We start from the raw sequence: 12332 nt of genomic DNA, 5'->3' as shown, positions 1-12332 counted from the left end.
TCAATCTTTGTCGAATTACGAGTGTGATTTACTTCGTCTGTTCGCTATGGCTCGAGTCTCCCTTCGGTCGAAATGATAAACCAGGCGTCGAACTCTTAACCTATACCTCATAACTCTTAACTCTTAACTCTTAACTAAAATCCTACCACTCATCTGTTCTGAAAGACGAAACAGGCAAACCTCCTGCACTAAACAATTCTGCTTTGGCAAAATCTTTAAACAAATATCTTACTGCAACTGGTTTCGCTACTTTATCAGAAGTCAAAACCACTGATTTTCTTCTTACTACGGTTTTTGCGGGATAAAACACTTTGTCTTCTCCTGCCAATTCAAAACCGGTAACTTCTTTATCATATGCTGTAATTCCGTTGGCGACATCATCAAAAGAAACTGTAACCGAACCGTCTTTTATTTCCATCGATTTGTATTTCGGACTTTCGAATTCGAAACCTTCAATTCCGTAAGTTCTGGCCAAAGCCTGAAAAGCCAGTCGGTTTCCGCCTTTTTCCTTGTCCATTGGGTGAATACTATTTTCTTCTCCAATATCCATTAAAACTACCATTCCTGAATTCGGGATTTCCTTTGTCGCTTTCAATTGTGCTTCTCTTAAATAAGCCGAATTGTATTTTTCCAGATAGTCTTTTGGATGAAATGTAGCATAATTAAATGGTGCGATCTGAGCGTAATAAAAAGGGAAATCGCCTTGTTTCCATAACGTTCTCCAACTGCTCACCATTTTCTTCATTAATGCTGCGTATTCATTAGCTTTTTCATAATTCGATTCGCCCTGATACCAGATACAGCCTTTGATTCCGTAGCCAATAACAGGCGAAAGCATTCCGTTAAACAAAGTTGTCGGAACACGATTTGGATCTTTCGCTAATTCTTCTTTTTTTGTTGGGATTTTAGCGCTTGCGAAATCTTTCAGCATTTCCTGATTCATCCACGCTTCCATGCTTGATCCTCCGTAAGAAACGTGAATTAAACCAACAGGAACATCTAAAACTTCTTGCAAAAGTGAACCAAAATACCAGGCTGTTGCACTAAAATTAGCTGTTGATTTTGGAGAAGCAACTTCCCATTGACCTTCAAAATTATCCAATGGTTCGAGAACTGTTGCTCTTGGAATCGTAATCAAACGAATGTTTTTCTTGGTTGATCTTACAATGATTTCATTTCCGTTTTTCACAGGTTGCCCTTGAAAACCTTTCAAAGGCATTTCCATATTCGATTGTCCTGAGCATAGCCAGACTTCACCAATCAATACGTTTTTTACGATTACTTTTTCAGTTCCTTCCGTCACTTCTATCGTAAAAGGCCCTCCCGCAATTGGGGTTTGCAAGGCCACTTTCCATTTGCCCAGATTGTCTGCTTTTGCTTTGTAAATCTTGGAATTCCAGGATGTTTTTATGGTAATGTTTCCATTCTTTTCTGCCCACCCCCACATTGGTGCATTCGACTTTTGCTGCAGCATCATATTGTCCGAAAACAATGCAGGTAATTTGATTTTTGCATGGATTTGAAAGCTTGCAAAAAGCAATAGAAGTGCAATAATTAAATTTTTAAAATGTATCATTTCTTAAGTTTTTTTTAGCCACGAATTTTATATTATAATCTTTCTACAATCATTCGTGAATTTCGAGGCTTTTTTTATTTTAAATTACAACGCATTAAAATCCGTTGTTCCAATCTGATCGTCCATCGGGTTAAAACCCGACGCTACAATATGAATCGTTCCTCCGGAACTTTTAAGTTACGCAAAAGAGCCATCGGTTCAAAACATATTATAGAGCTGGACTTTAGTCCAGTCCATAGGGTTAAAAACCCCACGCTATAATGTAAATCGTTCCTCAAAACTTTTACGTTACGCAAAAGAGCCATCGGCTCGAAACATATTATAGGGCTGGACTTTAGTCCAGTCTACAAGGCAAAAACATTTATTTTTCTTTCAAAATCACAACCGGCCCTAACAACCCTGCTTTTAATAAAGGCTCTCCCTCCAATCTAAAAGGCGCTGTTGTCCAGGTTAATCTTTCTTCTTTTGGTAATTTCTCATCACCAATTAGTCGGTTTGCCCATGTATTGGTAATTTTGATTTCGATTGTATTTTTTCCTTTTTTCAAGGCTTCAGAAATAGCAACTTTATAAGGGAAAGTCCAAATTGTCCCACACTCTTTTCCGTTAATGGTTACTTCTGCGAGATTAGCAATTGTCCCCAGATCCAACCAGATTTTATAAGTATTTTTTCCTTTCCAGTTAACCTCCTTTTTATAAATTACTGTTCCGGAATAATATTTAATCTGATCATTTTGAGATGTACTCCAGTCAAAAAGTTTGTTCGTTTTTACCACTTCTTTCGGACCTTTAAATTCAGGATCAAATTGCAATTCCCACTTTTCATCTAAAGTCTGAACCGTTTCAAATTCGGCTGCTTTATTATAATCCTTTGCAACGACTTCTTTTGTGTTTTCTTTAAAAATCACAAAACCGGACTCGTTTTTATCTAAAGTCAAAAGCACAATTGTACGTCCGTTTTCGATTTTCCAATTTACTAAAGATGAAGTTTTATCTGTTACAGGATTGTACCATTCCGGTCTTTTTCCGGCAACACGAAATGAAGCTTCAAACTCTCTTTTTTCTTCTTTCTGATTGGATATAAAGTAAATATCTTCCGTTGAAGATTTTCGATGTGTCCAGGCAATCGTTTGGGAATCATCTCTATTTAATTTTGGAAAATAAATATCCTGCTCAATTCCAATTGAAGTGAAGTCCTTTCCTTGATAAGGCAATTTAATTACTGTTCCTTTTCCTATTTTCCATGAAGAAACATTCTGTTTATTATTCCAGATTTCATCTAAAACACTCTGCCATTTTTGATGATTCTCTTTGGATTGTATTCCGGGTTGCAAATCTGGTTTTTCATGAATAAAAACGGTTGCTCCTTCTTTTATCAACTGAAGCATTTTTTCGGCTACAGCCAAAGAAATCAATTTATTTGGAGCCATTTTATGACTTCCCGGAAACAATAAAGCGCCGTACTCGATACTATTACTAAAGATTACTTTTCCGTTTTCTACTTTCGTATTATTCAATAAAACATCGGAGTTGAACGAATCATATTGATAACCATTCATGGCATTGATCCATTGCGATAAATCCGTAGAATTTTTAGTAGACGTTACTTCTTTTGGGATTTTAATACTTGGCTGACCTTCATTTTTTAATCTAATGGTTTCACTTTCAACTCTTGCTGCGCCAAAAACATTCGGAATAAAAGGTACCAATCGATCCGGAAGTACTGAACGCGATGGCAAATCTTCACCAATAAAAATGGCCAAATCAACAACAGGTTTTCCTTTTTGCAATTGAAACTGAACTCTCTGACAATAATCAAACCAGGCTTTTCCGGGTTTCCACCACGTTTGGTCTCTCTGAAAATAAGTTCCTATATCGTTTAAAGTCATTCCCGGTTTACGATCTATCCACGGATTATGAACGAAAACATGATAGAAAAGACGGTTAATTCCAAGAGCGTAATTTCGATCTGCTAAAGTTTTTAAATTTCCCGGATGTTCGTCCCAATCCATTCGTAACGCTGTAAAAGCTTCTGCCTGAATAATGTCTTTTCCGTAAATATGTCCGCCCGAAATAGCATCCAGCATATCGTTTGGTTTATCATGTGTTGGGCTTTTTAACCAAAATTCACCACTAGGATAATCGATATGTTTAAAATGTAAAAGTCCGTCGCTCATCATCGTTGGTGCCACATTCTCTGAACTGAATTTCACGTTTGCTTTTTTAGCTTCATCAGCTAATGTTGCAAAAAAGTTATCCGCAACCAATTCTGAAATCGTCTTTCTAACATCGTACAACACTTTCTCTGAAGTCTGAATATCTTTCACTGGAATTCCCGCCATAACCGGCAAATAATCTACTATATCATAACCTCTTCTCTTTTTAAACTCCTCTCTAAAAACGGGCGACCAGTTCTGGCTGCCGCATTCCCAGCTATCAATATGTAATATTTTGACCACTTTTGAAGCTAATTCAGGACCCGCAGTTCTAAGCATTTCGCCAAACCAATGATCCAATTGAAAACGAATGGCTTCAGGATTAAACTTATCTACTTCCAGACCTCTTCCTGCTCCTGCCGTCGCGTTTTCATGCCCTGTCGATGTATATCCAAAACGGATAATTCGCCAATTTTCTTTTGATGCAGCTTTCCAGTTTAGAATTCCTTTCTGATCCACAAACTTCGAGATATTAATCATTTTTGATGGATCAATACAATCAGCTCTACTGATTTCTTTGTCTGTTATTTGTGGACTCAAACGCCAAATGGCTCCCGACTTTCCCTGATAATTATCGATCAAGGGTTCATTCGACAAGAGTATTTTTGCGACTTTCAAACCCTGATTCCATTTTGCGGGATCAAGATCTTCTGCGCCTGGTTCTGTTCCTTCCGGATCATAAATGAACCTGAAATATTTGGCTTTTGTTGGTACAATACTATGGGTGTAAAAAGCATCAACATCCTGCCAGCCGTGACGCGGGGTTATCAATCGACCAAGGCTTTTAAAGTTTTTGCCATCATCACTAAATTCAATGATTAAACGATGCGCCTGATAATTATTTCCTTTGGTTTCTATCTGAATCGATTTGCATAAAAACGGCTCATTAAATTCATATTGTATCCAGCCTTTTTCCTTTAACCTAAATTGATCGTCTTTACTACTATCACTTAAAAATGATGCATCGAAATTAGGAACAGTAGATGTAATTCTTGGGCGATTTTGATTTGATGTTGTATATGCTTCTTTAACCGGAACAGCAAATGTGGCAATATCTTTATAATAGTCTTTGTAATGATTTGGCGTTGGTAATTGCAGTTTTTTGAAACTATAGCCGTTTACCGTAATATCAGCCCAAACTACTTTTTGCATCGACATTTCGGGTGTAATCCAGGGACCTCCGGCAACGGCAAAACCATCAGCGGGATGAAAAGCGATTTTTACGCCTAAACGGTCTGCTTCTGTCAAAGCCCAACGTACCAAAGTCCAGAATTCAGGACTTAGTTGTAAAACCGGCGGATTGATCAATGGCGGACTTGCCGGTCCTTTAATGGTCATTAAATAGGCACCCCCAATTCCGGCTTGTTTCATCGCTTCGAGATCAGCTGTGATCCCCTCTTTTGAGTAAGCACTTTGCATCCAATACCAATATACCCAAGGTCTTGAGGATTCGATTGTGGGCTGAAACGGATTATTTTCTTTTTTATGGATTTGCTGCGCGGAAATGAGTCCCGTGAAAAATAATACATAAAAGAAGATTGTTTTTTGGAACATTATTATTGTTTTTTTCATTCGTTTGGCAAACCCGACAGGTTTTAAAAACTTGTCGGGTTCAATACATACTATTTTATTCACATTTTTGTCATTTCGACGAAGGAGAAATCACACGCGAAATTCCGTAAAGAACTTCGATAATCTTTGTCGAGCTACTAGTGTGATTTACTTCGTCTGTTCGCTATCGGCTCGAGTATCTTTTCGATGGAAATAACAAAATATATCTTTAATCTCTAAGCTTCTAAACAGAAATACCTAACAGGTTTTAGAAACCTGTTAGGATAGATCATAACTTAATACTTAAATTTTTTCAAACTTTCATCCAGGCCATTTTTTGAACCTGAAAAAGGAACGAGATAAAAACTATATTGATAATCTCCGGACTTAATTTGATATTGTTCTAAAGGTTGGGCTACTAAAGTCCAACTGTCGTTTCCTCCCACTCCCATCTGAATCAAATCGATATTTACCGTTAAAAATCCCGGATCTTTCAGATCAAAAGTATGTTTGGCGGCGCTTAGATTTTCCTGCGTATATGGCCACGCGCTCATGCTTAAAACTTTGGAATCATCGACAACCAATAAACCTTTATTTTTTTGAGGTGTTCTAAAAGCCATCCATCTTACTTCTGTTCTGTTTGCGTTTTCCTGAGGTTTCACATAATGCTCCAGAAAATCATTAATTGGCAACGAATATTTCCCTACAAACGATCCAAAACTTCTGTCAATGTAATTCTCTAATTCTCCTTTTCCGTACCACGAAATCTGATCGAATTTTCTTTGTACTCCCATTTGCATTCCAATTTTTGGAATGTTTGGTAATTTGTTTGTTGCTTTCAAACTATAATCCACTTTTATAATTCCGTTTTTATTGATTTTATAAACAACCTGAACTTTCGCACTGTCTTTTATGACTTCATATTCACTCGTAATTGTTGTTCCGTCAATTGCAATCGCCATTTTTGTACTTACCACTTTTGGTTTTGCCTGATACCACGGTTTTAAAAGTTTGTGCGATTTCCAGCCTCTTTTGTCATTATCCGTAAGTGGTCTTACAAAATTAGGCAGCAGCGGTGCAAAAACCTGCTCTTCGCCATTGAAAACATAAGAACTCAAAGCTCCGTTTGCCTTGCTAATATTGATCTCAAATGATTTTCCTTTTATTTTAAAATCTGTTTCAGTTTCTGTTGTTTTAAACTTAGAATCTTTCTCTTTAAAATCAATTGTTACGTCTTGCTTTTTCAACAAAAACTGATCCTCTGCAACTGTATAACCTTTAGAAGCCCATAATTCCTCTTTTGAAAGCTGGAACTCGATATTCAGAAAATATTCGGCATCTTTTTTCAGTTTAGGCAGATATTGTTTTACATCTAAAATTGTAGATTGTCCTGCTTCTAAATTGAAAGGTTTTAATACCTGAGTTTTAATCACATTTCCGTTTTCTAATATTTTCAAAACCGGAATATAATCAGCTAAAGATTTTACGGCCTGACGATTTTTAATTTCTAATTGAAAATTATCTTTTAATGTACTTGTCGCCGGTTGGTAAATCCATTTGTTCTCATAAATAGAACCTTTTGGTTTTCCGTTAGAATCGACAATTCCTTTTGTATTGAAGTTTCCGTCATGGTATTTTTCGCCAAAATCTCCGCCATGAGCAAAAAATTCCTGACCCGTTGCCGGATCTTTTTTCAATAATCCCTGATCTTTAAACTCCCAGATGCAACCTCCAATAACTCTTGGAAGCGAACGGAATTCATCCCATAATTCTTTTAAATTTCCAACTGAATTTCCCATTGCATGAGAATATTCAACGAAAATAATTGGTCGTGTGTCTTTCTTCTGATCTACCAGAAACTTTGGTGTAAAAACTCCCGGATAGAATCGGCTGACCATATCAACGTACGGCTCGTCTTGCGGATTTTCGAATCTGTACGCGTGATCGATTGTTTTAGGATATCTTGGATCAAGTGGATCAATATAACCTTCTAATCTCGGGTTTCCTTGTGCGGGTTCATAATGTACAGGACGTGTAATATCAAAATCGTGAACCCAACCTGCCATTGCAGCATGATTTGGTCCTTTTCCGCCTTCATTACCTAAACTCCAAAACACAACTGACGGATGATTTTTATCTCTTTCGACCATTCTCGTCATACGTTCTAAATACGCATTTGTCCATTTTGGGTCATTGCTTAGTTTTCCGCCAATACCATGAGTTTCCTGATTGGCTTCGTCCATCACCATGATTCCGTATTGATCACATAAATCATAGAAATAAGGATCGTTAGGATAATGGCTGGTTCGGATAAAGTTGAAATTGAACTTTTTAATGGTGGTAATATCTTCCTTAATATCTTCTCTTGTAACTGCTTTTCCTCTGGTTGGATGCTGATCGTGACGGTTTACACCATAAACATAAGTCTCTTTTCCGTTGATAAGCATTTTTCCGTTTTCCTTGGAGAATTCAACTGAACGAAAACCAACTTTACAGCTTTTTGCTTCTGTAATATTTCCGTTTGCATCTTTTATCGACATTACCAAAGTGTACAAATTAGGCTCTTCTGAACTCCATTTTTTTGGATTAGTGATATTTTCCTTAAACATTCCAAAACGTACATTATCCAGACGAGGATAACTTTCGTTGATCATATCGATCACCGGTTTTTTAAGTGGTTCTTTGAATAAAGCTACATTATTGGCATCGTATAATTGTGCCTGAAAAGTATAATCCTTGATTTTTTCGCCTGTCAGGTTTTCAACTTTTGGTCGCAGTTGAAAAGAAGCGTCTTTGTATTCTTTGTCTAATTTGGTTTGATAAAAGAAATCCTGAATGCGTAATTTTGGCTCTGCCATAATAAAAACTTCACGCTGGATTCCGCTTACGCGCCAATGATCCTGATCTTCAAGATATGAACCGTCTGTCCAACGAATTACCTGAACCGAAACTACATTTTCGCCTTCTTTTAAATACGGCGTAATATCAAATTCCGAAGGCAAAAAACTATCTTCTCCATATCCTAAAAATTCTCCGTTCAGCCAAACCTGAAATCCGGAACTTACAGCTCCAAAATGCAAAGTTACTGTCATATCTTTCCAATTTTCAGGAACGGTAAAACTGCGTTGATAGGACCCAACTCCGTTATAATCTTTAGGAATAAAAGGTGGATTTATAGGTCGAAACGGATAAACGGCACTTTTGTAAATTGGAATATCATAACCTTTTAATTCCCAATTTGACGGGACTTCTATTTTTTTCCAGCCATTGACTTTTCCTTTATAAAAATCTCTAGAAGCTTCTTTAAGATTAGATGCATATTTAAAATCCCAATCTCCAGTAAGCATTTTAAGTCGGCTTTTTGTTCTGTCTCCTTTTAAGGCATCTTCGATATTTGTGTATGAATATGCCGTTGCTCTTGATGGTTGTCTGTTGATACTCGTAACCGTTGGATCTTCCCAAGGAGCAAATTCGTACTTTTTAGGTATTTCGGGAATTCCCGCAGGTTCTCCTGTTACGGATTGGGCATTTCCCATAACCGTAAAAAGTAAGATGCAAAATGTGAAATATAATTTATTAATCGAAAATTCAAAATTGAAAAATTGACGAATATAAATTGACATTGATTTTAATTCATTCATTATTAACTTATTATATTATGTAGTCCCTACGGGACAAAACTTATTTGCAAATGTTTTTTTTTGCTTCCAACATTTAATTCCTAACGTAATATTTCGCAGATATTAAATATTGATTTCTACCTTCTTAATACTACCAATATTAAATTCCTAACGGAATATCTAGTAGTGATTAAATATTGATAGCAACATCGGCAGCTAATGTAAAAATGTCCCGTAGGGACTATACCTATTGGCAATTCAAACTGAGACTGAAAACTATTTCTTCTTCTCTGGCGGCGCCACAAAATTCGTTTCGCTTTTGCCTAAATCTTTAGAAGTTGCTACTGCAATTCCTCTTTGTTCTGCTTTATTTACGGCGCAATAAAAATGATATACTATTCCGTTGTGTTTTACTACAAATGATTTGTGTGCAAACAAATCGTCATAAGGTTCAGATGATTTGATTAAATCTTCGCCTTTCCAATCGTTCCAGTGAATCAAATCATTCGAAACCGCAAAACGGTTAAAAGCTCCGGGTTTCCAGAAAGCACCAAAATAAAACATCACCCAGGTATCGTTAATTCTCTGAATGTATGGATCGCCTGTAATTCCTTTATGATTGTTCAATATTGGATCTTTACCAAAACGTTTCCAGCTTTTCATATCGTTAGAGACTGCCATTCCAATTCTTTCTGCTCCTTTTGCTGGTTTCAAACTATCGCCACGGGCATTGTAATACATGATGAAATTATGTCCGGTTTGTTTTTCTGTATCTCTGATTACGGTATTTTTATACATCGTGCTGTTATCCCACCAGCTTACGTCCTTATCTTTTGGAGTCAGAACAGGTTTGTCCAGACGATCAAATTCATGCGCTTTTGTTGGTGATTCTTTGGTATAAGCCATTCCAATAGACAATACTCCGGCTTCGTAACCTTTGCTGTCTCCGCCAAAATAACTCATCCAGTATTTGTCATCGTATTTTTCCCATTCGTAACTTCCTCCCCATGTTGGATCCTGCAACGAAATATATCCTGCTTTTTGGTTGACATCCCAATGTTGTTCATTTTCAGAAAAAGACATTACTTTTCCTAAATGTTTCCAATGCAATAAATCATCACTTTCTGCCAGCCAGGTTTCGTAACCTCTTCCGCCATAGATTAAATACGTCATGAACCATTTTCCGTCTTTTCTAAACACACTCGGACAATCCATTTTATAGGAGTTGTCTGTGGGAACCATGACCAAACCATATTTGTAAGGCGTTTTGATCTCGTTGTAAATCTCCTGCATTACGGTTTCGTTGATTTCTCTTTTCTTGTATTTTGTTGCACAACTTGTTATGGCAAGTACTGTTAAGGCGATTAATAAATATTTAATTTTCATTTTATGTTATTTTTGCCACGAAGGCGCTAAGTCGCTAAGTTTTTTATTTGTTTGCGAACAATTTAATCTCGCAAAGACGCAGAGTCGCAAAGTTTCTATATTCTTTACTCTATACTCTATATTCTATTCTTTAAAATCTTGTTTCTTATATCTTTTTTCTATTTCTTCAATTCTTCTAAACGGGATTCCATTACGTCTTTGTTTAATTTTACTTTAACCATTCCCATTGGGTGAAATCTTCTTTTTAGGTCGATTGCGGCGTAAACAATGGTGTAAACGTCATTTCCTTCTGGAATTAGACATAATGGCGTTCTCATAATATCCCACCATTTATCGACTTTTGTTTCTATGGGAAGATATCTTGCTTCTCCCCAATTTTTACCATCTTTTGATACTGAATAGGCGATCATATTAGGCAAATGATGTCCCCAACCGTCCGGTCCTCCATCAAAAATGGCAATATATAAACCGTTTGGTAGCTGACTCACAATTGGATTTTCTACAAAAAACGGATGCATTGTCTTTATCGGATTATTGCCCTCTTTTATTCTTGACCATGGACCTTCTAAACTTTTTGATTCGGCTAAAGCCACAAACCAGCCTTTTCCTGATTTCTTTGGATAATCTGCCCAGGAATTAAAAGGATATGCTCCGCTGTAAAAACCAAAATACTTATCGCCTACTTTATAAGGAAAAAATGAAGCCACGCCCTGACGCCCCTCCCAAGGTTCTGAGTCTAATCCCGGTTCCATAATGATTCCCATATCCTTGTACGGACCACCAATTCCGTTGATACCGTCTACTGTCGATTCACATCTCCAAATTCTTCCAAATGAATGATTTGGTTCTATTTCTTTACTCACTGTATAGGCTAAATAATAGCCGTACCATTTGTTTGCCTTTTCGTTAAAAACCGGCATATACGACCAAATTGCGGCACGGCGATCATTCATTGGGTTATCGTCTTCGGTTAAGGCGTATGTACCGCTTGCCTGATATATAGTAGATTCTCTTTTCCAGTGAATAGCATCTTTACTGCTCCAGTGTCCGATTCTTGTTTTTACGCGATCATAATAATAATCTACTCCTTTTTCTCCGGCTCTTTCGGTTGGAAACATATGATACGTATCGCCTACTTTTACCACGCGTCCGCCTTCAAAACCGCCTTGAATTCCTTCGGTTCCGGGCATTCCTTCTTCTACAACAGGTTTATTTTCTCCTCCAATAATTTCGAAAAGGGGTTTCTCGTCTGAAAATCCTTCAACGATAAACGTTGGATTCCATAATTTACCGTTCGGAAGTTCTGCGTTTCTTAAGGTTAATTTTTGACTGCTTTTCACAACACCCAAAAGGGCGAACAATCCTTTTCCCGGATTTATAGTCTGGGTTCCTTTAGGATAAGAAATCGCATAAATATTTATTGGCGGTAAACCTGTAATGGTTACTGCATTTTCTAAAACTAATTTTGAATTTGCATTATTATTTAATTGAAGATATTCCTGATTATTTTCTTGAAAAACCCCAATCAAAACCTGAACCGGTTCTTTGAATTTTAATTGCAAAGGAGTGTTTGTTCCTTTTTTATATGCTTCTAAAGGAAGTTCTACACCTTGCAAACCTTTCAATTCCGGGGCTAAACGAACAATATTATGTTTGCTTCCTGAAAATACGTGTGCGTACTGTGTTGTTTTGAATGTTTTGTAGTTTGATTTTATAACTTCAAAAGAAGCGGGTTTTAATCTCTGGCTCTGTGCCAGAACTGAAAATTGAAGACAAACTGAAAACAATACCAGAAAAACTGTATTTAATTTGAAATTGTATTTTGTATTTTTTGAAAACATTGTTTTTTTATTTTTTGAGTTTTTTTGTCATTCCAATGAAGGAGCCCGAGCGATAGCGGACAGACGCAGTAAATCGCATTAGAAATTCCCTACTTATAATCGACAATCTTTGTGGTTACGCGTGTGATTTCTCCTTCGTCGAA

5 protein-coding genes are annotated in these 12332 nt (G+C 36.9%); all 5 read right to left on the bottom strand.

The window, feature by feature from the left end; genetic code table 11:
* Positions 1 to 142 precede the first annotated feature (142 nt).
* Complete coding sequence (locus NJT12_RS01475) at positions 143 to 1576, bottom strand: sialate O-acetylesterase (RefSeq protein ID WP_271334156.1); 1434 nt, start codon at positions 1574 to 1576, stop codon at positions 143 to 145.
* Between the two features lie 361 nt (positions 1577 to 1937).
* On the bottom strand, positions 1938 to 5363 hold the full coding sequence (locus NJT12_RS01470) for a glycosyl hydrolase (protein WP_271334155.1): 3426 nt from the start codon (positions 5361 to 5363) through the stop codon (positions 1938 to 1940).
* Between the two features lie 275 nt (positions 5364 to 5638).
* Entirely contained in the window at positions 5639 to 8983 is a 3345-nt protein-coding gene (locus tag NJT12_RS01465; protein ID WP_271334154.1) for a glycoside hydrolase family 2 TIM barrel-domain containing protein, read from the bottom strand.
* A 255-nt stretch (positions 8984 to 9238) separates the two neighbouring features.
* Positions 9239 to 10348 carry a glycoside hydrolase family protein gene (locus tag NJT12_RS01460; RefSeq protein ID WP_271334153.1) on the bottom strand — a complete coding sequence of 370 codons (1110 nt, stop codon included), beginning with the start codon at positions 10346 to 10348 and terminating at the stop codon, positions 9239 to 9241.
* A gap of 158 nt (positions 10349 to 10506) precedes the next feature.
* Positions 10507 to 12189, bottom strand: a complete 1683-nt coding sequence (locus tag NJT12_RS01455; RefSeq protein ID WP_271334152.1) for a glycoside hydrolase family protein — start codon at positions 12187 to 12189, stop codon at positions 10507 to 10509.
* Positions 12190 to 12332: the final 143 nt, after the last annotated feature.

This window comes from Flavobacterium azizsancarii, assembly GCF_027980145.1.
GTDB lineage: Bacteria > Bacteroidota > Bacteroidia > Flavobacteriales > Flavobacteriaceae > Flavobacterium > Flavobacterium azizsancarii.
The sequence above is the reverse complement of the archived record's forward strand: the minus strand, read 5'-3'. Positions and strand labels throughout refer to the sequence as shown.